The 25,517-nt window shown below is 60.7% G+C and carries 20 protein-coding genes; 8 read left to right on the top strand and 12 right to left on the bottom strand.

Annotated features, from left to right (window positions below; genetic code table 11):
* The first annotated feature begins 21 nt into the window (after positions 1-21).
* On the top strand, positions 22-1,251 hold the full coding sequence (gene serA, locus G505_RS0108680; protein WP_028109204.1) for a phosphoglycerate dehydrogenase: 1,230 nt from the start codon (positions 22-24) through the stop codon (positions 1,249-1,251).
* A gap of 159 nt (positions 1,252-1,410) precedes the next feature.
* Positions 1,411-2,292 (top strand): CAF17-like 4Fe-4S cluster assembly/insertion protein YgfZ, encoded by an 882-nt coding sequence (gene ygfZ, locus G505_RS0108685; RefSeq protein ID WP_035385228.1) that lies wholly within the window; start codon positions 1,411-1,413, stop codon positions 2,290-2,292.
* A 50-nt stretch (positions 2,293-2,342) separates the two neighbouring features.
* Here the strand turns inward: ygfZ and G505_RS0108690 are convergent, their stop codons facing one another.
* Positions 2,343-3,296, bottom strand: a complete 954-nt coding sequence (locus G505_RS0108690; protein WP_035385229.1) for a DUF3187 family protein — start codon at positions 3,294-3,296, stop codon at positions 2,343-2,345.
* Positions 3,297-3,468: 172 nt separating this feature from the next.
* Here G505_RS0108690 and G505_RS0108695 point away from each other — a divergent pair, with 172 nt between their 5' ends.
* On the top strand, positions 3,469-3,663 hold the full coding sequence (locus tag G505_RS0108695) for a DUF4250 domain-containing protein (RefSeq protein WP_028109207.1): 195 nt from the start codon (positions 3,469-3,471) through the stop codon (positions 3,661-3,663).
* A 21-nt stretch (positions 3,664-3,684) separates the two neighbouring features.
* Here G505_RS0108695 and G505_RS0108700 read toward each other — a convergent pair whose 3' ends face one another.
* The 4 genes from G505_RS0108700 to prfB form a co-directional block, all read right to left on the bottom strand.
* Complete coding sequence (locus tag G505_RS0108700) at positions 3,685-4,428, bottom strand: ferredoxin--NADP reductase (RefSeq protein WP_211219953.1); 744 nt, start codon at positions 4,426-4,428, stop codon at positions 3,685-3,687.
* A 101-nt stretch (positions 4,429-4,529) separates the two neighbouring features.
* Positions 4,530-5,792, bottom strand: coding sequence for a dicarboxylate/amino acid:cation symporter (locus G505_RS0108705; protein ID WP_028109209.1), 1,263 nt, complete (start codon positions 5,790-5,792; stop codon positions 4,530-4,532).
* Positions 5,793-6,256: 464 nt separating this feature from the next.
* Positions 6,257-7,741 (bottom strand): lysine--tRNA ligase, encoded by a 1,485-nt coding sequence (lysS, locus tag G505_RS0108710; RefSeq protein WP_028109210.1) that lies wholly within the window; start codon positions 7,739-7,741, stop codon positions 6,257-6,259.
* Between the two features lie 15 nt (positions 7,742-7,756).
* Positions 7,757-8,855, bottom strand: a protein-coding gene (gene prfB, locus G505_RS0108715) for a peptide chain release factor 2 (protein ID WP_157509135.1) whose coding sequence is annotated in 2 segments (ribosomal slippage) — positions 7,757-8,779 and positions 8,781-8,855 — 1,098 coding nt in all. Because the reading frame shifts where the segments join, the coding sequence is not laid out codon by codon here.
* A gap of 193 nt (positions 8,856-9,048) precedes the next feature.
* On the opposite strand from prfB, the gene G505_RS0108720 reads away from it, so the two are divergent.
* Positions 9,049-10,515, top strand: a complete 1,467-nt coding sequence (locus tag G505_RS0108720) for a Na+/H+ antiporter NhaC family protein (protein ID WP_028109212.1) — start codon at positions 9,049-9,051, stop codon at positions 10,513-10,515.
* A 54-nt stretch (positions 10,516-10,569) separates the two neighbouring features.
* Here the strand turns inward: G505_RS0108720 and recJ are convergent, their stop codons facing one another.
* The 3 genes from recJ to xerD form a co-directional block, all read right to left on the bottom strand.
* A complete protein-coding gene (gene recJ, locus G505_RS0108725) occupies positions 10,570-12,294 on the bottom strand; it encodes a single-stranded-DNA-specific exonuclease RecJ (RefSeq protein ID WP_028109213.1) in 1,725 nt (574 codons plus the stop codon).
* A 63-nt stretch (positions 12,295-12,357) separates the two neighbouring features.
* On the bottom strand, positions 12,358-13,068 hold the full coding sequence (gene dsbC, locus G505_RS0108730; RefSeq protein WP_051216013.1) for a bifunctional protein-disulfide isomerase/oxidoreductase DsbC: 711 nt from the start codon (positions 13,066-13,068) through the stop codon (positions 12,358-12,360).
* 220 nt (positions 13,069-13,288) lie between these two features.
* Positions 13,289-14,206, bottom strand: a complete 918-nt coding sequence (gene xerD, locus G505_RS0108735) for a site-specific tyrosine recombinase XerD (protein WP_051216014.1) — start codon at positions 14,204-14,206, stop codon at positions 13,289-13,291.
* 111 nt (positions 14,207-14,317) lie between these two features.
* On the opposite strand from xerD, the gene G505_RS21065 reads away from it, so the two are divergent.
* The 3 genes from G505_RS21065 (at position 14,318) to G505_RS21075 (ending at position 20,603) form a co-directional block, all read left to right on the top strand.
* Positions 14,318-15,508 (top strand): efflux RND transporter periplasmic adaptor subunit, encoded by a 1,191-nt coding sequence (locus G505_RS21065; RefSeq protein ID WP_035385231.1) that lies wholly within the window; start codon positions 14,318-14,320, stop codon positions 15,506-15,508.
* Position 15,509: 1 nt separating this feature from the next.
* Positions 15,510-18,626 (top strand): efflux RND transporter permease subunit, encoded by a 3,117-nt coding sequence (locus G505_RS21070; protein WP_035385232.1) that lies wholly within the window; start codon positions 15,510-15,512, stop codon positions 18,624-18,626.
* 375 nt (positions 18,627-19,001) lie between these two features.
* A complete protein-coding gene (locus tag G505_RS21075; protein WP_051216015.1) occupies positions 19,002-20,603 on the top strand; it encodes a glycoside hydrolase family 9 protein in 1,602 nt (533 codons plus the stop codon).
* A 137-nt stretch (positions 20,604-20,740) separates the two neighbouring features.
* On the opposite strand, the gene G505_RS0108755 is transcribed toward G505_RS21075, so the two are convergent.
* From G505_RS0108755 to G505_RS0108770, 4 genes are read right to left on the bottom strand one after another with little or no spacing between them, the layout of a single operon-like run.
* Positions 20,741-21,181 (bottom strand): ATP-binding protein, encoded by a 441-nt coding sequence (locus G505_RS0108755; RefSeq protein ID WP_084643923.1) that lies wholly within the window; start codon positions 21,179-21,181, stop codon positions 20,741-20,743.
* Between the two features lie 9 nt (positions 21,182-21,190).
* Entirely contained in the window at positions 21,191-22,342 is a 1,152-nt protein-coding gene (locus G505_RS0108760; RefSeq protein ID WP_245568352.1) for a nucleotidyltransferase family protein, read from the bottom strand.
* A 19-nt stretch (positions 22,343-22,361) separates the two neighbouring features.
* Positions 22,362-22,688, bottom strand: a complete 327-nt coding sequence (locus tag G505_RS0108765) for an STAS domain-containing protein (protein ID WP_028109218.1) — start codon at positions 22,686-22,688, stop codon at positions 22,362-22,364.
* A gap of 3 nt (positions 22,689-22,691) precedes the next feature.
* Positions 22,692-23,888 carry a PP2C family protein-serine/threonine phosphatase gene (locus tag G505_RS0108770; protein ID WP_035385233.1) on the bottom strand — a complete coding sequence of 399 codons (1,197 nt, stop codon included), beginning with the start codon at positions 23,886-23,888 and terminating at the stop codon, positions 22,692-22,694.
* A gap of 378 nt (positions 23,889-24,266) precedes the next feature.
* Here G505_RS0108770 and G505_RS22425 point away from each other — a divergent pair, with 378 nt between their 5' ends.
* Positions 24,267-25,517, top strand: coding sequence for a glycosyltransferase family protein (locus G505_RS22425; RefSeq protein WP_051216016.1), 1,251 nt, complete (start codon positions 24,267-24,269; stop codon positions 25,515-25,517).

The raw sequence follows: 25,517 nt of genomic DNA on the forward strand, positions 1-25,517 counted from the left end.
GCGCTGTATGGAATCTGTACCATGACCCAACACTCTCTCGAAAAAGACAAAATCAAGGTTCTGCTGCTGGAGGGACTGCACCCCCGCTCCATCGAAAGCTTCAAGCTGGCCGGTTATGACAACATTGAAGCCCTGAAAACCTCCCTCTCTGAGGAGGAACTGATCGAGCGTATCAAGGATGTGCACTTCATTGGCATCCGCTCCCGCACCCAGCTGACCGAGAGAGTCATTGAAGCCGCCAACAAGCTGGTGGGCATCGGTTGTTTCTGCATCGGCACCAATCAGGTCGATCTCAACGCCGCCGCCAAGAAGGGTGTGCCGGTATTCAATGCCCCCTTCTCCAACACCCGCTCCGTCGCCGAACTGGTGCTGGGGGAGATCCTGCTGCTGCTGCGCGGCATCCCGGAGAAAAACGCCCAGGCCCACCGCGGCGTCTGGCAGAAGAGCGCCAGTGGCAGTTTCGAAGCCCGGGGCAAGGTGCTGGGTATCGTTGGCTATGGCCACATCGGCACCCAGCTGGGTGTACTGGCGGAAGGCCTGGGTATGCAAGTGATGTTCTATGACATCGAGAACAAGCTGCCCCTGGGCAATGCCCGGCAAATGCCCTCCCTGCAGCAACTGCTTGCCCAATCGGATGTGGTCAGCCTGCACGTTCCGGAAACCCCGGCCACCAAGGAGATGATCAACGCCGATACCGTCGCTCATATGCGCCAGGGCAGCATCTTGATCAACGCCTCCCGGGGCACCGTGGTGGAGATCAACGCCCTGTCTGCCGCCCTCTCCAGCGGCCGTATCCGCGGGGCTGCCGTGGACGTGTTCCCGGTCGAGCCCAAGTCCAACGACGAGGAGTTTGTCACCCCTCTGCGGGAGTTCGACAATGTGATTCTGACTCCCCATGTCGGCGGTTCCACCCAGGAGGCCCAGGAAAACATCGGCATCGAGGTGGCCTCCAAGCTGGTGAAATACTCCGACAACGGCTCGACCCTCTCTGCGGTGAACTTCCCAGAGGTGTCTCTGCCTGAGCACACAGGAACCAGTCGCCTGTTGCACATCCACCACAACGTGCCCGGCATTCTGAACCAGATCAACCAGGCATTCGCGGCGAAAGAGATCAACATCGCCGCCCAGTTCCTGCAGACCAAGGGCGATCTGGGCTACGTGGTCATGGATGTGGCGACGCAGCACGCCGACGACGCGCTGGCTCAGCTGAGTTCCATCAACGGCACCATCCGCGCCCGTATCCTCCACTGAGCCTTTCAGGTGGCTCACCGGCAGGTCTGACTCTTTTGGGGCTATTCACCTTATGGTGAATAGCCCCTTTCAAAATGGGGACTTAGGCCAGTTTTTTTCCCACTCACCTTGGCTTACACTGGTGGGTCTTCCCATCGACCAATTTTTTTAGGATTTGCCATGGCGCAGTGCATCCCCCTGACCCACCTGGGTCTTATCCGCATCAGCGGCGACGACACCCTGACCTTCCTACAGGGCCAGCTCACCATCAACCTGATGAGCCTGGAGGAAAGCCAGTGGAGTTGGGGCGGCCATTGTGACCCCAAGGGCAAACTGCTGGCCAGTTTCCGCCTGCTGAAACTGAACGGCGACATTCTGATGCTGATGCCCAGGGCACTTATTCCCGTGGATATGCCCCAGCTGCAGAAGTACGCGGTTTTCAACAAGGTGACCATCACCGACGCCAGCGACGATCTGCCGGTTCATGGCCTGCTGGGAGAGGATGCCTGTCAGCTGGCCAGTGAGCTGTTTGCCGGCGAGGGCAACCTGCGCCATCAGCAAGGCGCCAGCCTGCTGCTGGATGAGTCCAGTGCCCTCGTTCTGGGCGAGCTGCCCGGTGCCCTGGCCACCCTGGAAAGGGGCAGTGACCAGCAGTGGCTGCGCCATGAGATCGCCCAGGCCTGGCCCATGTTGCCCGCCAGTCAGAGCGGCGAACTGGTGCCACAGATGCTGAACCTGGACGCCGTCGGCGGCATCCAATATGACAAGGGCTGTTACATCGGTCAGGAGACCGTCGCCCGGATGCACTTCCGTGGGGGCAACAAGCGCGCCACCTTCGTGCTCAAAGGCGCCGCCTCGGCGATGCCCGAAGGCGATCTGGAACTGGCCCTGGGGGACAACTGGCGCCGTGGCGGCACCCTGCTGAACCGCCAGCTGGTCGACGGGGAACTCTGGGTCACCGCGGTGATGGCCAAGGATGTGGACGCCGACGCCAGGCTGCGCATCGGTGAGGTTGAATTGGCCATCGAGCCACGACCCTACCCACTGTTTGGCGAAGAGTAAGCCTCCAGAAAAGAAAGGGCGCCTTAGGCGCCCTTTTTAGTTGGTTCAGGCTACATCCTGTGACGATAGCCCAGGGCGAAGGCGATGTCGGTACTGTTGTCCATGTTGAACACGTTCTCAATCATGGTCAGCTCGATCGCCCCCCGCTTCAGGTGATAGCGATACCCCAGCAGAAACTCATGGGAGATCTCGTCCAGTTCATCCACCTCCTTGGTCTCGCCACTGTAGACGTGGTACTCCAGCAGCAACCTGTGGCGTTCGCCGATGCGGTACTGGTAGCTGCCACCGGCCATCCACGACCAGTCGCTCATCTTCAAGCCCCCGGACACCTCCTGATCGTCGCTGTGGGCGGTCCCCAGGGTGAAATGAAGATGGTGAGGCGAATTGGGCTGATAGCTGTAATTCAGCTGGGCGATCTGCTCGAAGGAGCTGATCTCGAAGGGACCACTGCCCACATAGTTGTAGGAGAGACCCAGCCCGGCAGACACCGCATGGGGCCCCTTAAGGTAGAGCTGGTAACCGGCGTAACCGGACAGGGCGTTACTGAGGGTTTCCCCCTGAAAGTCCTCGAAGTGCACCCCATACTGGGGGGCCGAAATGTAGAAACGGTGCTTGGGCACCTGGTCCCGACCATTCTGTCCCAGCCCAAAGAAGTCATGAAACTTCTCGGTGATGGTGTCCAGGCCGTTATCCGCCGCAAAACGGTACTGATAGTTCAGCTCAAACTCCCAGCGCTGCCACGGAGCGAAACGCGCCCCGAGGTTGATCTCATTATGGTAGTAATCCATCACATAGTCCGGGGTCTCCGCCCAGACACTGGCGATCGCCCCGGTAAGATGCCACTCCACAGTGCCGGTCTCCATCACCTGGCCACTTCGCAGCATGGGGGTATAGGCCTGGGCCTGCAGCGGCGACTGGGCCTTGACCATCAAGGGGCCATATTCGCTTCCCTGGGCCACGACCGGGGCCAGCAGCAGAGACCATAAGATTGTTCTGGTTCGCATCCGTATCCCTCCCTCAATCCCACCTCCATGTTGCCCTCGGCAGAGGGCATGGCAAGTGCTACAACGGTTTTTCAACCAATATAGGGGGAGAGTACCTAACCCCGGCTGTACACACTCAGGGTTCTCGCCCTAATCTATAGTTAACGACAGGCGCCATCTTTTTGGAGGCACTATGGAGATCCATCGGCCGGAACTGCTGGATGCCCACATTCTGCTGGGCATAGTCAATGAACGCCTGAGGCTGTCTTGCGACAACCTGGGGGAGCTCGAGGAGGACCTGGGGATCAGCGGTGCCCAGCTGGAGCACAAACTCGGGGCGATTGGCTTTCACTATCTGCCGGAGCAGAACCAGTTTCGCCGTGAATAAGCTCAGGCCAGTGGGGAGTGCCTACCAGTACTTCTCCATTGTGATCTGACCCGGGGTACGTCTCAGGTTCTTCCTCAGTTTCATCCCCTCCAGCACCGCCAGGGTATCGCGAATCATGTCCGGGTTACCGCACACCATCACCTGGCTGCGGGATGGCGTGATGGGCCGATCGGCGTACTCCTGAATCTGACCGCCGGAGATCAATGCCGGAATCCGGCCCTTGAGCATACCTTCCACCTCCTCACGACTGACCACGGGAATGAACTTGAACTGGTCGGGATGAGTCTGCTCCAGGGCCCGTATCTCCTCCAGGTAAGCCATATCCTCCAGATTGCGAACCGCATACACCAGGTTGAAAGACTCAAACTGATCCCAGCTTGCCGGGTCGCGAAGTATGGAGAGGAAAGGGCCGATGGCGGTGCCGGTCGCCAGCATCCACAAATCCCGGCCGGCCGGCACTTCGTCGAGCACCATGAAGCCTGTAGGACGCTTGGCCACCATCAGTTGATCGCCGGGGTGAAGGTCCTGCAGCCGGGGAGAGAGCTTGCCCTCATCCACCGACACCGCCAGAAACTCCAGCAGGGGCTCGTCGGGTGCGTTGACGAAGGAGTAAGCCCGCTGGACTCGCTCCCCCTCCTGCTCCAACCCCAGCTTGGTGAACTGGCCGGCCACGAAAGGCTCTACCTCGGCCTCCACCTTGAGAGTGAAGAGTTTGTCGTTCCAGTCGATCCGCTCGACTACGGTGCCGTTAACCCAAAGGCTCATTCCCATCCCTCGTGTGGCGTTGAACTATTAACCAGAATAACAGAACCCCCACAAAGAAAAACCCCGCCGGAGCGGGGTCTTTATCTGAACCAATGAAGGGGTTAACCCGTGAGTTCGGTCCGCTCCTGCAGCAGGGCCTGACGGGCCTCGCTGCGGTCCACTATGGTCACGACAGCGGTATCCCCCACCACATTGGTCGAGGTCAGCACCATGTCGATCACCCGGTCCAGGGCCGCCACCAGCGCGAAGGCCTCCACCGGCAGGCCCATCTGATGAATGAGCACACCGATCATCACCATGCCACCACCGGGCACACCACCGGCCCCCACAGAGAGCAGGAAGCAGGAGGTGACCAGCGCCGGCAATTGCGCCATGGTGATGGGGGCACCATAGGCGTTAGCCAGGAAGAAAGCGGCGATGGTGATGTAGATGGAGACACCGCTCATGTTCATGGTGGCCCCCAGAGGCACGCCGAAGCCGGCGGTGGCCTTGTTGACCTTCATCTTCTCCACCAGGGTGCGCATGGTCACCGGGATGGTGGCGTTGGAACTGGCGGTGGAGAAGGAGAACAGCACCTGCTCCCGGGTCTTACGACGGAACTCGGCGGCGCTCATCTCTGTGGTCAGAGAGACCACCACAGGGTAAACCACAAACAGCCACAACAGCAGCAGGCCGAGGATCAATCCCATGTAGCTGAGCACCGACAGGAAGGTGGCGGCCTCCAGGGTGGCCCCCAGTTTCAGCATCAGACAGAACACACCATAGGGTGCCAGACTCATCACCATGGTGATCAGGGTCATCATGATGCGGTTGGCCACGGCAAACCCCCGGGCCACGCCCTCCACTTCACTGCCCAGTTTCTTGATGGCGATCCCCAGCAACAGGGCCATGAAGATCACCTGAAGCATGTTGCCGGAGGCGAAGGCGGTAATGGGGTTTCGGGGCACTATGTTCAGGATCAGCTCGCCGATGTTGGGCAGGTCCGTGGACTGGATCTGCGCCCCCTCGCCCATGCTCACCAGGTTGGCGCCCAGGCCAGGCTGGAACATCAGGGAGATCGCCACCGCCGCCGCGATGGCCATGACGGTGTTGATGATGTACAGGCCGAACGTCTTGCTCCCCAGGCGGCCAAAGGCGCGCACATCCGGCAGTTCGCAGACCCCACTGACGATGGAGACAAACACCAGGGGCACCACCATCAGCATGATCAGGTTAATGAACAGCTGGCCCCCAAGGGTGGCCAGCTCCACCAGGGAGTCGGAAAATAGGGCCACATCGGCCAGGAGGAACTGAATGGTTGTCCCAAGGATCAAGCCGGAGAACAGGCCGATGAAGATCCTTTTGGACAAGGAGTTGGAATGCATATGAACTACCTGTGTTGGGCGCCCTGTGGCGCTTCGGCGACTCTCTTATGGCGGAGCCTTCATAAAAAGACCGGCACATACTATCGCTGATGCCAGCGAAAAGACACAGGTTACACGGCCGTTAACAGGCAATTTATCCAGTCATGAAGCGGAATTCAGATATAACATCTAGCCATAGCAACGAGGATCACTGGATTCATCCACTGAATGCCCGGTTGAAGCCAGCACAATCCACTGGGCGATCCGGATCACACTTTGTCAAATCCTCGAGCTCATCGGAGCAGCCTCTGCACCAGAGCACTGTTTTACACTGGTTTTTTATCGATGAGGCAGTGTAATCCTCCCCCCCTTGCAGTTCAGTCAGACCAAGCAGCAACAACAAACTGACAACATGAGGCATCGCAGGCAAAAAAACCCGCCAGAAGGCGGGTTTCCAATGCACTTTTCTTGCTGCCCGTCGGCGTTTAGCTGCCCTGGGGACGCAGTGCCGGGAACAGAATCACGTCACGGATGGTGTGGCTGTCGGTGAACAGCATCACCAGGCGGTCGATGCCGATGCCCTGGCCCGCAGTCGGGGGCAGGCCGTGTTCCAGGGCGGTCACATAGTCACCGTCGTAGAACATCGCCTCATCGTCACCGGCGTCCTTGGCCTTCACCTGATCCAGGAAGCGCTGCTTCTGATCTTCGGCGTCGTTCAGCTCGGAGAAGCCGTTGGCGATCTCGCGGCCACCCACGAAGAACTCGAAACGATCGGTGATCTCCGGGTTCTCGTCGTTACGACGGGCCAGAGGCGACACCTCGGCAGGGTACTCGGTGATGAAGGTCGGCTGAATCAGACGATGCTCGGCGGTCTCTTCGAAGATCTCGGTGATCACCCGGCCCAGGCCCCAGCCCTTGTCCACTTCGATCTTCAGATCCTTGGCCACTTCGCAGGCGCTGGTGAAGTCGGCCAGCTGCTCACGGGTCACTTCGGGGTTGTACTTCAGAATGGCGTCCACCATGCTCATGCGAGCGAAGGGCGCACCGAAGTCGAAGGTCTCTTCGCCGTAGCTGACCACACTGGTGCCCAGCACCTTCTGAGTCACCTCTTTCAGCATCGCCTCGGTCAGGTCCATCAGGTCATTGAAGTCCGCGTACGCCATATAGAACTCCATCATGGTGAATTCTGGGTTATGACGCGGGGACAGGCCTTCGTTGCGGAAGTTACGGTTGATCTCGAACACCCGCTCGAAACCGCCGACCACCAGACGCTTCAGGTACAACTCGGGGGCGATACGCAGGAACATCTCCTGGTCCAGGGCGTTGTGGTGGGTGATGAAGGGACGGGCAGACGCACCACCGGGGATCACCTGCATCATCGGGGTCTCCACCTCCATGAACTCACGCTCGGTCATGAACTGACGGATGGCGGAGATCACCTTGGAGCGCACCTTGAAGGTGTTGCGGGACTCTTCGTTGACGATGAGATCCACATAGCGCTGACGGTAGCGCTGCTCCTGATCGGTCAGGCCGTGGAACTTCTCGGGCAGGGGACGCAGCGCCTTGGTCAGCAGCTTGTACTCGCCCATGTCCACGTACAGGTCACCCTTGCCGGACAGGTGCAGCTGGCCTTTGATGCCGACGATGTCACCGATGTCCAGGCCACCGATCGCCTTCAGCTCTTTCTGGACGCCCTTGGAGGCGTAGCCCTGAATCCGGCCGGACACATCCTGAATCACCAGGAAGGGACCACGCTTGGCCATCACACGACCGGCGATGGACACCACCTCGGCCAGCTCTTCCAGCTCCTCTTTGGATTTGTCCGCGTATTTAGCCTGAAGATCTGCAGCCTGGTGCTCGCGTTTCCAGTCGTTGGGGTGACCGTTGGCATTGCACTCTTTGCGGATGCCGTCCAGCTTGGCGCGGCGTTCGGCAATCAACTTGTTTTCGTCTTGTACCTGTTCAGTCATTTTCTCTACTCAGTCTTACAGGCCAGATTTCAGGCTGGCTTCGATGAAGCGATCCAGGTCGCCATCCAGTACCTGCTGGGTGTTGCGGTTCTCCACCCCGGTACGCAAATCTTTGATTCGGGAGTCATCCAGCACGTATGAGCGGATCTGACTGCCCCAGCCGATGTCAGACTTGGCGTCTTCCGCCGCCTGCTTCTCGGCATTCTGTTTCTGCACTTCCAGTTCAAACAGCTTAGCCTTCAGCTGCTTCATTGCCTGGTCTTTGTTCTTGTGCTGGGAGCGTTCATTCTGACACTGCACCACGGTATTGGTGGGCAGGTGAGTAATACGCACCGCAGACTCGGTGGTGTTCACGTGCTGACCACCGGCACCGGAGGCACGGTATACGTCGATACGCAGGTCCGCCGGATTGATGTCGATGTCGATGTTGTCGTCCACTTCGGGGTAGGCAAACGCCGAGGAGAAGGAGGTGTGACGACGGCCACCGGAATCGAAGGGGGACTTGCGCACCAGACGGTGCACGCCGGTCTCGGTGCGCAGCCAGCCATAGGCGTACTCACCGGTAAACTTGACGGTGGCGCTCTTAAGGCCAGCCACGTCCCCTTCGGACAGTTCGATAATCTCGGTCTTGAAACCCTTGGCTTCACCCCAGCGCAGGTACATGCGCAGCAGCATGTTGCACCAGTCCTGGGCTTCGGTTCCGCCGGAACCGGCCTGCAGGTCCAGGTAGGCGTCGTTGCCATCCTGGGGACCGGAGAACATGCGACGGAACTCCAGCTTGGCCAGGCGGGCTTCCAGTTCATCGAGCTCAACCTGAGTCTCGTTGAAACTGTCCTCGTCCTCCTCCTCGACCGCCAGTTCCAGCAGTTCGGTCACGTCTTCCAGACCCTGGTCCAGAGTGTCGATGGTTTTCACCACCTCCTCCAGGGCACCCCGCTCGCGGCCCAGTGCTTGGGCGCGCTCAGGCTCGTTCCAGACGTCGGGCTGCTCTAGCTCCGCGTTAACCTCTTCCAGACGCTCTTTCTTGGCGTCATAGTCAAAGGTACCCCCTAAGGAGATCTGTCCGCTCAGACAGCTCCTTAATCTTGTTTTGAACCGGATTGATTTCGAACATTTCCGTCCTACAGATTGATGACATTATGCAAACCGGCAATTTTAACCTAAAGCAGGGCGGATCGCACCGGGTTCTGCGGGGTTTTTGTGCAAAAATTTATCGATGAATCGGCCCGGTTTCCGGGCGCTTCACTGGCACCAGACTTCCCTATGTTGCATCATGAAGGCCTGACCTCTGCAAGAACAACAATATGATAACCAACGAGCTTCTCAGTTTGGCTCCGGTGGTCCTCACCATTGGCATGGCCCTGATGGTCCGCCGAACCCTGCTGGCCCTGGGCAGCGGCCTGCTGCTGGCGGCCCTGATACTGCACTGGGGCACAATGACCGGGCCGGTGCTCTATCTGGTGAACAACTTCACCGGTCAGCTCTATGCACAGGGCCAGTGGCAAGGGTGGCACCTGGATGTGATCCTCACCATCGCCCTGCTGGGGATCCTCACCCAGCAACTGGCCCGCAGCGGCGCGGTCAACGCCTTTGCCCACTGGCTGTTCCCCCGAATTCGCAGCCGTCGTCAGGCCCGGCTGGCGGTGGTGGCGGTGGGCTGGATGGTGTTTATCGACGGCATCTTCAGTTGCCTGGCCAACGGCAACGTCAGCCGCCCCCTGTGCGAACGCTACCGCATCTCCAACGCCCAGCTGGCCTACCTGGTGGACAGCACCGCCTCTCCCCTGTGCGCCATCCTGCCCTTCTCCAGTTGGGGCCCCTATGTGATGACTCTGCTGGCCGGGTTGACCTTCCTTAACGAGGCGCCGCTGACCGCCTTTCTGCAGGTGGCCTGCACCAACTTCTACGCGGTGATCACCCTGGCCCTGGCCGCCCTGGTGGCCTGGAGCAACCTGGGCTTCAAAAGCGCTCCGGCCAAACCTGAGCACTTCCAGGAACAGGAGCAGCAAGCCGGCAGCCCTTGGTTGCTGGGCCTGCCGGTGCTGGTGCTGATTGGCGGCAGCCTGCTGCTGGCGGTGCTCTCCGGCCTCAAGGGGGGCGACACCCTGATGCAGTGGCTGGCCGCCGCCGACATCGGCGCCGCCATGCGCAACGCCTCCCTGGGGGCGGTGCTGCTCTCCCTGATGTTGCAGTGGCACCAGGGGATCAGGCTCAAGGCGATGCTGATCGCCAGCTGGATGGGGCTGCGTTCGGTGGCCACCGCCCTGGGGATCCTGATGATGACCTGGATGGTGGGCCGGGCCATCGGCGATCTGGAGACCGGCCGGGTGATGGCCACCTGGGCCTCGGCCCATTTGGCTCAAGGCTTGCTGTTGCCGGGGATCTTCCTGCTGTGTGCGGTCACCGCCTTCGCCACCGGCTCCAGTTGGGGCACCTTCGCCCTGATGATCCCCATCGGCGCCGAAATCGCCTGGCAGCTGCAACCCCAGCTGCTGCTGCCCGCCCTCAGTGCGGTGATGGCCGGATCGGTGTTTGGTGATCACTGCTCCCCCATCTCCGACACCACGGTACTGAGTGCCACCGCCAGTGGCTGTGCCCCGGTGGATCACGTCAGCACCCAGTTGCCCCTGGCCCTGACCAGCGCCGGCCTGGCCCTGGTGGGCTTCACCCTGCTGGGGCAACACCTCTCTCTGGTGCTGGTGTGGCCGCTGATGCTGGGGCTGATGCTGATTCTGGGTGCCATGGCCCTAAAGGGGCAGGCCAGAACTGGGTAAACGGACACAAAAAAAGGCGCACACTGCGCCTTGTCTGATCCGGGACCGACCGCACTACTGAGGTGAAAGCCACTCCACCATCAGCTGCACGCTGTCGTTGCCCCGCCAGTGGTTCACATCCAGCCGGTAAGCCAGCTCCACCCGCTGCACGGCGCCGTTGGGCCACTGCTTGAGGTCCACGTTGAAGGCGATGGCGTCCAGCTGCAGGGCACCGCATTCGGTCTCCACCACCATCTTCAGATGCTTCTGCCCCACCAGACGCTGATCCAGCAGGCGAAAACGGCCATCGAACATCGGTTCTGGGAACGCCTGTCCCCAGGGGCCGGCGTCCCGCAATTGGGACGCGATCTGCAGACTCAGCTGCCGGGCCGGCAGCTCGCCGTCGCTGAGCAGTTCCCCGGTCAGCTGATGTTCCTCCAACTCGGCGCGCACCGCGAGATCATAGGCGGCAGAGAACTCCTCGAAGCGCGAGCCGTCCAGACTGAGGCCGGCGGCCATGGCGTGGCCGCCAAACTTGAGGATCATCCCGGGGTTGAGGGTGTCGATGCGCTCCAGCAGATCACGCATGTGCAACCCGGGGATGGAGCGGGCCGAGCCCTTGAGCTCACCGTCGCCCGCATCGGCGAAGGCGATCACCGGCCTGTGGTACTTCTCCTTGATACGCGAGGCCAGGATACCGATCACCCCCTGGTGCCAGTCGCCCTGATAGAGCGCCAGCCCCCAGGGCAGATCCTGCTGACTCAACTGCAGGGAATCCAGGGCCTGGACCGCCTCCTGCTGCATACCCGCCTCGATCTCCCGCCGCTCCGCATTCAGGCTGTCCAGCTGACTGGCCAGCTGCCGGGCGGCAATCAGGTCCTCGGTCAACAGACACTCGATACCCAGGGACATGTCATCCAGGCGGCCGGCAGCATTGAGCCTGGGGCCCACGGTGAACCCCAGGTCCGACGCCACCAGGCGGGCGGCGCTGCGCCCGGCCACCTCCAGCAGGGAGGTGATGCCGGGACGGCAACGACCGGCACGGATGCGGTTGATCCCCTGCTGCACCAACAGCCGGTTATTGGCGTCCAGAGGCACCACGTCCGCCACCGTGCCCAGGGCCACGATGTCCAGGTAGTTGGCCATGTTGGGCTCGGCGATCCCCTGTTGGGCAAACCAGTTGCGGCGACGCAGTTCTCCTCTCAGGGTCAGCATCAGGTAGAAGGCCACCCCGACTCCGGCCATCGCCTTGGAGGGAAACTCACATCCGGGCTGAACCGGGTTGACGATGGCGTCTGCCTCGGGAAGGGCATCACCGGGCAGGTGGTGGTCGGTGACGATCACCGTCATCCCGGCGTCTTTGGCGGCACGGACACCGGCGTGGGCGGAGATGCCGTTATCCACGGTGATCAGCACCTCGGCCCCCATCTCCTGGGCCAGGGTCACCAGCTCCGGGCTGAGGCCATAGCCGTAGTCGAAACGGTTGGGCACCAGATAGTCGATGCGCTGGGCGCCCAGGGCACGCATCGCCAGCAGGGTCAGGGCACTGGAGGTGGCCCCGTCCGCATCGAAGTCCCCCACCACCAGCATCGGTTGCTGCCTGGCCAGGGCATCCGCCAGCAAGCTGGCCGCCTCGGCGCAGCCCTTGAGTTTGGCCGGATTGATCAAGCCCTTGAGCTCCCGCTCCAGCTCCGAGGCGCAGCGAACGCCACGGCGGGCGTAGAGCTGACGGAGCAGGGGCGGCAGGGTGTCGGGCAGATGGGCATCATCCACGGTGTCGCGGCGAACGATTCTGGTCATTGGGGACTCGGTCTGGGGCAATAAAAAAGCGGGCCTGAGCCCGCTTCTGGGATTGAGGCTAGCTTAACGGCTACTGAGCTGCATCTGCAAGCGGCTGGCAGGCAGGTAACCGGGAACCATGGTGCCATCATCCAGCACCATGGCGGGGGTGCCGTTGACGCCGAAGGTGTTACCCAGCTCGTAATGCTTGGCAATGGAGGCAGCCGCCGGACAGGTGGCTCCTGCCAGCTTCTGGCCCGCTTTGGCTTCGCCCATGGCCGCCTTGGGATCCTTGGCACACCACAGTTTCTCCATCTCGCGCCAGGCACCGCTGTTGGCACCGCCACGCGGGTAGGCCAGGTAGCGGATGGTGATGCCCGCATCCAGGTAATCCTGCATCTCATTGTGCAGCTTACGGCAGTAGCCACAAGTGGTGTCGGTAAACACGGTCACCACATGCTTCTCGTTGGGGGCCTTGAACTCGATGGCGGTGTCCGCCACCTTGGCCAGCAACTCCTTGCGAATGCCGGACATGCGCTGCTCAGTCAGGTTGGCCATCTGATTCTTCAGGTCATACACCTGTCCGTGAATCAGCTTGCTGCCGTCTTCTGTCACGTAGAACAGCCCCTGACCGGTGACCACCTCATACAGCCCCTTGATGGGTGCAGGAGAGATCGCCTCAGCCTTGATGCCCAGGGTGGTCTCCATGGCGGCTTTCACCTCCGCCTCCCCGGCAACTGCGGTACCCGCGACCAGGGCCAGTGCCCCCATCAGGGAAAAAATCTGTTTTCTCATTTTAATGACTCCATTTCGCCTCAGTGGTATAGACCGGGCTGTGACAGCAGAAATTACAGTATGGAACCTGTTTAGCCAAGCTACATTTCTCCGCAACCCGCGGCGAATCAGGTTTTTTTGTAACCAGCTCTGAGTGTATAGCTCATCCTCAGGGCAAAGGAGCAGAACTTCTCTGTTTCGGGGAGGGGCGAGCCACTGATTCAGCACACCAATCCGGCCATCATCCCCTCGGGTGATGGGCCGCATGGAGCTGTTGCAACCTGGCCTGAGCCACATGGGTGTAGATCTGAGTGGTGGAGAGATCCGAATGCCCCAACAGCAGCTGCACCACCCTCAGATCCGCGCCATGATTAAGCAGGTGAGTGGCAAAGGCGTGGCGCAGGGTGTGGGCGGAAATGCTGCCGTTGATCCCCGCCCTCACGGCATAGAGCTTGATACGGTACCAGAAGGTCTGGCGCTGCATCATGATGCCGCGATTGCTGGGAAACAGCACGTCGGAGTCCCGCCCGGCCAACAGCTGGGGGCGGCTCTGCTTCAGATAGAGCGTCAGCAGATCCAGGGCGGTCTCGCCCACGGGCACCAGCCGCTCCTTGCTTCCCTTGCCGGTCACCCGAACCACTCCCTGCCTCAGCCCCAGTTGCTCCAGTTGCAGACTCACCAGCTCGGAGACGCGCAGGCCGGTGGCATAAAGCAGCTCCAGCATTGCCGCATCCCTCAGTTCCAGAGGATCGGTACGATCCGGCTCATCCAGTAGGGCGCTGACCTGGGCCTCACTCAGGGTATCCGGGATGTTTCTCGTGAGTTTCGGAGGCTTAATCCGGGCCAGGGGATCGCTCTCCAGCTCACCACGGCGCACCAAGTCGCCATAGAAGCGGCGCAGGGCACTCAGGGTACGGGCGGTACTGGTTTTGGCCATCCCCGCCTGCTGGCGCCTCTCCAGATACTGACGAAGGGTTTCGCCACTCACCTGCAGCAGGGTCTCCTCCCTGGGCACAAGGAATTCGCAAAAGCGCAACAGGTCACTGCGATAGGCCGCCAGGGTATGCTCGGAGAGACCTTTCTCCGCCCACAGCCGGTCGAGAAACCCTTCGATAAGCAATTGATCATTATGACGAAGCTTATTGTTACTCTCAGTCATAGCCTCTTACACTCTACAAAAACTCACTTACAAATAACCCTCACGAGCCACTCAACATTTTGTTAACCTGTGGGGCTATAAAGACAAAACCATTCTCGAAGGAACGCAATTATGCTTTGGTTAAGGCGCCTGATGCCCATCGCCATCATACTCTCTGTGCTGGCGGTCGGCGTAACCCTAATTATTAAGACCAAGCCTCAGCCCGAGAAGAAGGAGGAGACCCAGGCTCTGCCTCTGGTGGAGGTTCAGGAGATCCGCAGCGACGACATCACCCTGTCCCTCAACTCCTACGGCGTGGTTCAGCCAAAGCATCAGACCCAACTGGTGGCCGAGGTCAGCGGCCGTATCGTCGAGCTGGCACCGGGTTTTATCGCCGGTGGCGAGGTGAAGAAGGGGGACATTCTGGCGCGCATCGAACCCGCCGACTACCAGGCAGACCTGATGCAGGCTCAGGCCAACCTGGCCCAGGCCAAAGCCCAGCTGCAGGAGGAGATCGCCCGAGGCAAGGTGGCCGAGCAGGAGTGGAAAGGGGTCACCAGTGGCCTGCCGCCGGAGCTGGGTCTGCGTAAACCTCAGTTGGCCCAGGAGCAGGCCAAACTGCGCTCCGCCGAGGCCTCCCTGGCCCGCGCCCAGCGTAACCTGGAGCGCACGGTGATTCGCGCCCCCCTGGATGGACTGGTGAAGAACCGCGACGTCGATCTGGGGCAATACGTCGGCCTGGGCACCAAACTCGGCGAAGTACTGGGTACCGACATCGCCGAAGTACGGCTGCCCCTGAGCGTCGAACAACTGCGTTTTATCGACAACCCGGACAATCCGGACAGCGAAGTGGCCCTCACCCAGGAGAGCCCCACCGGGACCCTGAACTGGACCGCCCATCTGGTGCGCTCCGAACAGGTTATTGATGCCCAGAGCCGGATGATCTACCTGGTGGCTCAGATCGACGATCCCTACAACCACAACGGTCAGCTTGGTTCTGGTGTGCTGAAATTTGGCAGCTTCGTCAACGCCGAGATCCAGGGGCGTACCCTGAAAAACATCATCCGCCTGCCCCGCCACAGCGTCCGCAACGACACTGTGATGGTCATCGGCGAAGGCAACCTGCTGGAACGCCGTCCGGTAGAGGTCGTGCACACCGACCTCAACTCCGTCTACATCCGTGGCGACATCAGCAAAGGGGATCGCATCTCCCTGACCGCGCTGAACTCCTTCCAGAATGGCAGCGAAGTGCGCATCCTGGGCGAGGAGCCCCAGGCCACCAATGGCAACACCCTGAGTGCCGAGGTCAGCGCCAATGAGTGATATGCAAACCAGAAAAGGGCTGATCGCCTGGTTTGCCCGCAACAGTGTGGCGGCAAACCTGCTGATGTTCGGCCTGCTGATAGGCGGCTTTTTCGCCACCTTCACCATCAACAAAGAGGTGTTTCCCCGATTTGAGCTGAACCTGCTGCGGGTCTCCGTCGGCTACCCCGGCGGTGCCCCTCAGGAGATTGAGGAGGGGATCACCATCAAGATCGAGGAGGCGATCAAGGATGTCCAGGGGATCAAGAAGGTCACCTCGGTCGCCTCGGACTCCAGCGGCACGGTCACCATCGAGGTGGAAGATGAAGCCGACCCCGCCGAGGTGCTCGACGAGGTAAAGCTGCGCATCGATACCATCTCCACCTTCCCGGACAGCATCGAAAAGCCCGAGGTATACCGCATCCGCCCGGAACAAGACGTGATCTGGCTGTCCATCTACGGCGACGCCCCCCTGACTGAGCTGAAGGAGCTGGGCAAGGAGATCCGTGACGAGCTCACCAACCTGCCCGCGGTCAGTCGTGCCGATCTGACCGGCGCGCCCTCCTATGAGATCAGCATCGAACTGTCCGAAGACAAACTGCGGGAGTATGGCCTCACCTTCGAGGAGGTGGCCTCGGCGGTGCAGCGCAACTCCATCGACCTGCCCGGAGGCTCCATCCGCGCCCAGGACGGCGACATCCTGCTGCGCACCAAGGGGCAGTCCTACACAGAGCAGGACTTTGCCAACACCCTGGTGCTGACCCGCGCCGACGGCACCCGGGTGATGCTCTCCGACGTGGCCCGCATCCGCGACGAGTTTACCGAGGGGCTCAGGTACACCAGATTCAACGGCAAGACCGCGGTCTTCGTCGGGGTGAAAAGCGTCGGCGAACAGAGTGCCCTGGACATCTCCGAGCAGGTGCGTGACAAGGTGGAAGAACTGAAAGAGACCCTGCCCGCCGCCATCGAAGTGGAGCACTGGGGTGACGTCACCTTCTACCTGCAGGGACGGCTGAACATGATGCTCACCAACATGGCCCAGGGAGCCCTGCTGGTGTTCCTGATCCTGGCCCTGTTCCTGGAGTTCAAGGTGGCGTTCTGGGTGATGATGGGGCTGCCGGTCTGCTTCCTCGGCGCCCTGTTCCTGATGCCGCCCCTGGGGATGAGCATCAACCTGCTCAGCCTGTTCGCCTTCATCCTGGTATTGGGGATCGTGGTGGACGACGCCATCGTCATCGGCGAGTCCGCCTACAGCGAGATTGAGCAGCACGGCCACACCACGGACAACGTCATCGCCGGCGCCCAGCGGGTGGCGATGCCCGCCACCTTCGGGGTACTGACCACCATCGCCGCCTTCGTGCCCATGCTGTTGGTGCCGGGGCCCTTCGGCATCATCTGGAAAACCATCGGCTTCGTGGTGATCCTCTGTCTCGCCTTCTCCCTGGTGGAGTCCAAGTGGATCCTGCCCGCGCACCTGGTCCACGCCAGGCTGCAGAAGCGGGGCAAGACCGGCTGGCTGGGCACCAAGCAGCACGCCTTCAACCTCAAGGTGCGCCAGTTTATCCAGGAACGCTACAAACCGGTGCTGGAAACCTGCATCGCCCGCCGCTACACCGTGGTGGTCGGCTTTGTCAGTGCCCTGGCCCTGGTGGGGGCCATGATGGGCACCGGCCACATCCGCTTCGTGTTCTTCCCCGACATCCCCTCGGACTTTATGCAGGTGCAGCTGACCATGGAGCAGGGCACCTCCGAGCAAAACACCCTCAAGGTGCTGCAGCACATGGAGGAGCAGTTGGATAACCTGGATGGCCAGTGGCAACAGGAGTTTGGCCAGCCGATGGTCAAGCATGTGCTGGCGGACCTCAACTCTCGCACCTCCGGCTCCTTCGTCATCGAACTGACCAAGGGGGAGGACCGCCTGCTGGACACCAACCAGATCAGCGAACTCTGGCTGGACGCCATCGGCCAGATGCCCGGGGTCAAGGGCATCGAGATCCAGGGCACCACAGGCGGCGCCGGTGCCGACATCGCCTTCCGCCTTGAGGGCAAGGATATGGCGATGCTGTCCCAGGCCGCCAGCGAACTGAAGGCGAAGCTGGCCACCTATGACGGCCTGCAGGACATCAACGACAACTACTCCTCAGGTTCCCAGGAGCTGAGGCTGGCGATCAAGCCGGAAGCGGAAGCCCTGGGGCTGACCCTCTCCGATCTGGCCCGCCAGGTGCGTTACGGCTTCTACGGCTATGAAGCCCAGCGGATGCTGAGGGACAAGGAGGAGGTGAAGGTGATGGTGCGCTACCCGGAGAGCGAACGTCGCAACCTGGGCCACCTGGAGAACATGCGCATCCGCACCCCGTCGGGCGTCGAGGTGCCCTTCTCCGCCGTGGCCAGGGTGGAGCTGGCGGAAAGCTACAGCGCCATCATCCGCACCGACGGCAAGCGGGCGATTACCGTGACCGCCCGGGCCAATAAGGACAAGGTGGAGCCCGGCAAGGTCGCCAAAGAGGTCAACGAAGAGTATCTGCCTGAGCTGCTCGCCCACTATCCTGGGGTGCAGAGTGAGCTGGACGGTGCCAGCGCCGAAGAGAGCGATGCCCTGATGAGCCTGCTGCAGGGGGCCGGCCTGGCCCTGTTCGTCATCTACGCCCTGATGGCGATCCCGCTGAAATCCTACAGCCAGCCGCTGATCATCATGTCGGTGATCCCCTTCGGCATGATCGGTGCCGCCATCGGTCACTATATGCTGGGCCTGAGCCTGAACGTCCTCAGCCTGTGCGGCATCATCGCCCTGGCCGGGGTGGTGGTGAACGACTCGCTGATCCTGGTGGACTTCGTCAACCAGGCCCGGCGCCAGGGGATCCGCCTCAAGGATGCCGTGGTCGAAGCGGGCACTCGCCGCTTCCGCGCCATCGTACTCACCTCCCTGACCACCTTCCTGGGCCTGGTGCCCATCGTGTTCTTCGAGAAGAGTCTGCAGGCCAAGATCGTGATCCCCATGGCCACCTCCCTGGCCTTCGGCATCCTGTTCTCCACCCTGGTGACCCTGCTGCTGGTCCCCAGCCTCTACCTGATTCTGGATGACTTCAAACGCTTCCTCATCTGGTGGTGGCGCCCTGGCGCCAAGGAGCAGAAAGCCTGAGCAAAGGGAGCCAATCTGGCTCCCTTTTCTTTTGCATTACCGTACGTTGCCACTCTAGTCCCCCTGAACTAGCCTTGAATGAGCACAGTCAGAATCGGCACAGTTTCAGCCTGAAGAGACGATGCCCCCCGTGACTCTGATGAATGACCTGCCGACACGCCTCTGACGGATCGGCTTGACCTTTTCCCTTTACCACACTGAAAAATTGGTGGAACATCAACGGGAACAACTGGATATTCCCGGAGACCGCGTTATGCACCTGGCCCCCTTTCCCAAGAGGTCGCTCCCCCCGGGGTGCCGCCGCGCAAAGCCGCTGCCCCATGGCCGACTGGGTCTGAGACTGGCCTGGAGCAACGTTGAGTTCGAGGTATCCCTATGACTCGCTGGATGCTGCTGTTGGTAAGCCTGCCACTGAACGCCCAGATACTCTTCAATCAAAGTGGCTATCTCAGCGGTGACCACCTGGTGGCCAAAGGCGCCCCGGACAGCCAGGTGGTCCTGCTGGATCAGCAGGAGCGCCCGGCCGCCACCCTGGTAGCCGGAGCCGATGGCTGGCTCAAAACCGAACGGCCCCTCTCCCCGGGCTGGTACAAACTCGAAGGCAGCGAAGGAGAGCTGTTTCCCATAGGTCCCGCCGGACAGGAGCAGACCCTGGAGCTGCTGGTTCGCGCCTATCGGTATCAACACGCAGGCCGCGCCCTGCTCGATGGCGCCACAGGCTTCCGCCGCCCCGCCGGCCACGGCAATGACGCCATTCTTGCCCGGGGGGACACCTTCCATCGAGAGGGTCAGTATGTGGAGGTCAGGGGGGGCTGGTACGATGCCGGCGACTACGGAAAATATCTGGCCACCACCACCATAACCGCCGCCCGCCTGCTGGACGCGGCAAAACAACTGGCCCCATCACGGCCGGAGCTGGCCGAAGCCATGCTGAAGGAGGCTCAGGTCGGCCTGGACTGGTTGCCGAAGATGCAGCGTCCCGACGGCGCCTTCTATCGCAAGGTGAGCGGCGCCCGCTGGCCTGAAATGGTTCCCCCTCATCTGGATCGACAGCCGAGGTACCTGTACGGTATCTCCACCCCGGACACTGCCAAGGCGGTCGCCGTACTGGCTATGGCGGCCCGCCAGCTCGCCGACCGTGATCCTCAGCGAGCTCAGCGTTATCTGGAGAGTGCCCTGGAAGGCTGGCATTGGCTGCGCTCCATCCCCCGCCAGCATATCGACTGGCGCACCTCAGACGATGGTGGGTCTGGTCCCTACATCTTTAACCGCTGGGATCAGCAGCCCTCCCTCAATCACGATCGGGATGACCGGTTCTGGGCCGCAGTGGAGCTCTACCTGACCACAGGTGAAAAAATGCTGCTCCCCCATATCCGAGCCAAACTGCCCGAAAGCCTGATGCTGTTCGAGTGGAAGGACCCCTCCCTGATGGGTGCCCTGCACCTAATGGAGGCAGACATTGATCCCCTGCTCTCCCAACAGATCTCCATTCGGCTGCTGGCCCGCTGCAGACAGCTGGCGGAGCAGGCCAGGGACAACCCCTACCGGGTGGCCAATCGCAGGTTTATCTTGGGGTCAAACAAGATGGTGGCAGAACAGGGGGTCATGCTGGCCCACTGTCACACTCTCGAACCCAACAGTGGTTTCCTCGAGCTGGCCTGGAATCAGTGGCACTACCTGGCCGGGCTCAACCCCCTGGGGCAGAGTTACATTACCGGGGTGGGCCATAGGCCGGTGGCGCACCTGCATCACATCTGGGCCCGCAGCGCCGGCATTGTCCCTCCGGGGATGATGGTGGGCGGTCCCAACGGTGACAGCCAGGCGGGCATCGCTCCCAAGGGCCAGGGGATGAGGAGCTATGTGGACGATGAGCGGGACTACTCGGTGAACGAGTTTGCCATCGACTACAACGCCGCCGCCATAGGCCTGGTCAGCCTGTTGCTGACTATGGACGGCGAGATCCCGTCTCAGAGGTGACATCACCCTAACGATAAGATGATCAGGACAAGACCGGCGGTGGCGAACCGCTGAAAAGCGCTTTTCATGCCGGGCTTGCAGACACAGATTCGAGGAGGTTTAACCATTCAAACACCTCAGAACAGACCCCCACGGGCCTACCCCGGAACCCTCTTGACCATTCTGAAATAGTTTCTGTTACCTTCACGGCGATAGCTCTGGCCATCCATCACTTCATTGACTATGCCCAGGCCTCGGCCACTGATTGTCCAGGTTGCGGGATCGCCAGGGTCCATCGGTTGCAATTCGGCACAGGCCACCCTGGCCTGCGTCTCCTGGGACATCGGAGCGCCCTCATCCACCAGGACTATCTCAATGGCGCTGTCCGACTGCAGGTATCTCAGCTCCAGTAAGCCTCCCGGCTTATCCCCATAGGCGTGCTCGACGATGTTGTTGCCGACCTCCACCACCGCTAACTCCACCAGGCAGGCGTCCTTCGCCAGCAGGGACGACAGCTGATAGATCGCCGCCACCGCCTTGGCCATCATGCTCACTTCCGAATAGCCAGCCTCTCCCCTAAGGGTGATGCATTTCGCCATGTCGCTCACTCACTGGTTACCCGTCTTGAACCCCGGCAGCTGATGCCGGTCTCGCGCGACAGGCTCTGAGGGAGCCCGGCTGTCCCGCACCAGACCCTCGGCGCCTATCTCCCCCAGGGTACAGTGCTGACCCTGATGGTCGATGCAATGATGCTTGTAGATCATTCTGTCGGTCACCGCCGCAATGCCGCTGACATGGGTGTAATCGTCCAGACAGGAGTTGCTGACCACCGCCCCGCGCTCAATCACGCAGTTGTGCCCAATCACCAGAGGCCCCCGCAGCTTGGCACCGGTCTCGATTCGGCAGCCATTGCCAATCACCACCGGTCCCTCGATATCCAGCATCTCAAGGTCTATCACGCAGTTGATCCCCACAAAGATCCCCGGCGCCACCTCGCGGCCGGGGATGGGGTAACCGTTCACTTCGCCATTGAGGATGCTGCAGGTCACCTCCCAGATGTCGCTCAGCCGGCCCACGTCCACCCACTGGAACTCCATGGCGGCGGCATAGAAGGGGATGCCTTGACGAACCAGCTCGGGAAACAGCTGCGAGCCGATGTCGTACTCGCCGGTTGGGGGGATGTAGTTGAAGATCTCCGGCTCGAATATGTAGATGCCGGTGTTCACCATGTCGCTGACGGCCGTGCCCAGGGGAGGCTTCTCCTGGAACGCCAGCACCCGGCCCTGATCATCGGTTTCCACCACCCCATAGCGGTTGAGGGTGTCCTCCGGCATCCGCTTGGTGATGATGGTCGCCAGTCCTCCCTTGCGCTTGTGCCAGGCCACCGCCTCGGTGAGATCCAGGTCGATCCAGGCATCTCCGCAGACCACCACGAAGGTGTCGTGGAAAAACCCTGAGGTCTGCTGCACCTGACGCATGCCGCCGGCACTGCCCAGGGCCTTGCCCACCAAGGTGTCTCCCTCCTTGACCCCTTCATAGGAGTAGCACAGGTCCACCCCATACTGATTGCCATCGCGGAAGTAATCCTCGATCACCGGCGCCAGGTGACAGGTGTTCACCACAATCTCATCGATGCCGTGACGCTTGAAGTGATAGACGATCGATTCCATCACCGGCCGCCGAAGGATCGGAATCATCGGCTTGGGTATCTTCTCAGTAATGGGGCGCACCCGGGTTCCCTTACCCGCGCCCAGAATCATTCCTCGCACTGGTTCTCTCCTATGCAGACAGGGCAGAGCCGACGTCGTCATGGCAACGGAAGATGCTGTCCATCCTGGTCAGGCGGAACAGCTCCCGAACCGCTCGCTGCAATCCGACGATGCACAGCTCGCCCCCTTTCAAGGCTTTCAGAATGGCCACCACAGCCCCCAGGCCACTGGAGTCCATGAAAGTCACTGCCGACAGATCCAGGACGATACGATCATGCCCCTGGGCAATGGCCGCCTCCAGCTCCCGGCGGAACCCCGGCGCCACGCTGGCGTCCAGTCGACTCTGTTTTAAGGTAATGATCAGGTGTCCATCTCTTGTTTCAGTACGCATATCCATAGCTTACTTTTCCTTGTTGCCCAGCCACTCGATGGCCAGCACCGATACATCATCGTCGAAGTCCGGGCCCTGATTCCAAAGCGCCAGGCGCTGCTTTAACCGCTGAAGCTGGCTCTCCAGATCCAGCCGCTGCCCCTCCTTCAGGGTGCCCATCAATCGCTCCACCCCAAACTCCTGCCGGGCGGCGTTGAAGCACTCACTGGCGCCATCGGAGTATAGGAACAGCCTGTCTCCCGGCGCCAGTTGGACCTGGTATGATTCATAGTCGAGCTCAGGCAACATGCCAACCGGAAACCCGTTCCTGTGATGCTCAATGATCTCTTCACCGTTCTGATGCAAAGGACCTGGGTGTCCTGCCTGACACAGAGACAAGCTGCCGGTTTCCGTATTCAGCACACCGCTGACCATGGTGAAGTACTGCTCATCGTCAGACTGGAACCTGTCATTGAGCTTGGCCACCACCTCGGCGGGATCCGCCACATAATAGAAAGGCGCCGAGGCGAGAGGCGGCTTCATCAGGCTGCGTCCCTGCTGAGAGGGGGACAGCACATGCTTGAGAGTGAATGACAACAGGGCGGCGGGCAGGCCATGCCCAGACACATCCAGCAGATAAAAGGCGACATGACGCTCATCCAGCTCGAGGTAATCAAACATGTCGCCGCCCAAAAACGCAGAACTGACCGCATGCCAGGCAAACTTGACCCCCGGCAGGGCCTTGATGGTTGGCAGCAATCGGGCGTGCATCTCGGCCGCCTGCATTACGTCGTTTTCAATGCTGGCGTAGGCCTTTTCCAGCTTCTCCTGTTTACGCTGCAGCTGGTTATGCAGCTCAATGATGCGTCCCCCGGCTCGAATTCGTGCATTGAGCTCGGCCCTGGGTGCCTGCTTGGCAATGAAATCATCCGCTCCCACCTCCAGGCCGGAGATGATCCGCTCTTCGTCGTCGTTTGAGGAGAACATGATGAAGTAGATAAACCGGTCGATGACCTGGCCCTGCTTGAGCTGCTGACACAGCTCGAAGCCATCCATCACCGGCATTGCCCAGTCGGACACCACCAGTTGAATATCCTTCTCCTGCTTCAGTATCGCTAACCCCTCGGCACCATCGGCGGCCTGGCTGACCTGATAGCCAAAGCGCTTCAGCGTCGCGACTAAGACCAGGCGCACATCCGCGGCATCTTCCACAACCAATAGCTTCATTCGGACCCAATTCCCTGTTGGCACTCTCCACTGTGCTCTAGTAACGCTAGTAGACAACATTGACTCCAGCAATCTGAACTGAACTTATCTTTGCCTGAAAGAACAGGGGGTCACACACTGTCGAAGGATGGGTCTGACAGCAACCCTGAATGCTCTGTCTGCAAGTCGCACTCCTCTCGGTTTACTTCAGCCCTGGCAATGACCACCTCGCTGTGACCAGCCCAGAATTAGGTTTAACAGAACGCCCCATCAGTCAGAAGTGCCAACCCTCACAGCAAAGCAGGCGCTGAGTTGACGTTTTTATCCAATCCATTGGTTAAATCCAGCTTTCTGTCCTAGCGTTATTGAACTGACAGGTTTCAAACCCAGGGAGGGGTTATGAATCAAACCTTAACGGAGCTGATTGGCGAGCAAGGGGAGCTCACTCATCTTTTGAACCTGACCAACCATCGACATCTGTCCAAGCTGACCTCCATGGCAAACCACCTGCTGGCGCGGGGGCTGGACCTGTATCGGCTCAAACAGCTGGAGCAGGAGTTGATCCTGCATCAGGCACTGGCCGCCAAGATGGCTGTCAAATTGGCCATATCCAAGCTCTACCTTAAAGAGTGTAGACCTAACACACTGATAAGTGTGGTTTTCGCCATGTACAAAGAGCACAACAGGATGCTCAGCCCTCAGCAGCACCCCCATGGAGAGGCCTTTATCCAGCGGAAGTTCGAGCAACTGGAGTGGTTATGCCAGGACAACCCCAAGGTTCGTTGGCGACTGATACTGGTGGACGATGGGTGCCCCCACAACAGTGGCGGCCAAGCCCTGGAGCAACTCGACGCCCTGCCGGGCACCCCGCCCATCGAAGTGGTGTTTCTGCACGATGCGATCAAACAGAAGCGCGGGCCAGCCGCCAACCTCAGCAGCACCCATGACAGCCAGAAAGGGGGCTCCATAGCCCATGGCCTTTGGCATGCGGCTCAGTACCCACATCAGGGCGATCACTTCATCGCCTACACCGATGCCGATCTCTCCACCCACCTCGGGCAACTGGGACTGCTGGTGGAGAACCTCCACCGCCACGATAACCTGATCGCCTGTGGTTCAAGGCGGGAGCCCACCTCGGTCGTGGTGAAGCAGGGTGTGCGGAACCACCGAGGCAAGCTTTTTATCTACCTTTGGAAAAGGATGCTTCCTCAGCTCGACAGCATCATAGACACCCAGTGCGGGTTTAAGATGCTCCGATCCGGCTGCATCGATGAGCTGACCCGGCAGATGGTGGAGAAGCGCTTTGCCTTCGACATCGAGCTGCTGCTCAGGCTGGCACTGAATCAGCCTGATCGCATCGGTAAAGTGGCGGTAGGCTGGATCGACAGCGATGCGCTCTCCACCACCGCCGAGCTCTCTCCCTACCTGAGCATGCTCAAATCCGTGGTCGCCCTGTATCGTCACTACCTGCCCGCACACCCCGTCTCCGACCAGTTTGCCGCCCTGATCGACAAGATGGACGAAGACCAGTGGGAGAGGCTGGTCGCGGCTCTGGGGCCGATATTCGATGGGGTGGAGATCAGCCGCCTGTGCAGCACCGAACTGATGAGCGCGGTGCAACTGGCCCAGAAAGCCGGTACGGCCGCATAA

This window comes from Ferrimonas futtsuensis DSM 18154, from assembly GCF_000422645.1.
Taxonomy (GTDB): Bacteria; Pseudomonadota; Gammaproteobacteria; order Enterobacterales; family Shewanellaceae; genus Ferrimonas; species Ferrimonas futtsuensis.